The following is a 434-nucleotide window of genomic DNA, read 5'->3' as shown; positions in this document are numbered from 1 at the left end:
CATGATTTGGTGCAAATGCAGCAACAGATGCGCGATAAGGGCATACGCCATATTGACGGACATCTGATACTCGACCGCAGCCTGTGGGGCGATGTGAAGAATCCGGATGATTTTGCTTCCGACTCTGCCGAAAGCTTTATGACACCGCCTGATCCCAATATGTTGGCGTATAAAACCGTTGAACTGCGTGCTGAAAAAGAAGAAGACGGAAGCTTGGTCATCCGTACCAATCCGCCGCTGCCGAATCTGAATATTCAAAACAAATTGACGCTTGAGAATAAAGTAGGGAAGTGCAGTGTTTTAAAAAGCCACATGAAGACTTCCTATAAAAACAATACGCTGACCGTGTCGGGCAAGCTGCCGGAAAGCTGCTTGGGCAAAGAGCTGTATCTGAATATGTACAGCATGAAAGAATATGTCGGCAAAAGTTTTGT

The 434-nt window shown here is 46.1% G+C and carries 1 protein-coding gene; it reads left to right on the top strand.

Annotated features, from left to right (window positions below):
* Positions 1-434, top strand: a 434-nt coding sequence (locus tag ACTHSP_RS22040; RefSeq protein WP_440347013.1) for a D-alanyl-D-alanine carboxypeptidase, incomplete at both ends; no start/stop codon positions are given.

Source organism: Neisseria sp. P0001.S005 (assembly GCF_051963715.1).
This window is presented reverse-complemented; position numbering and strand designations above follow the sequence as displayed.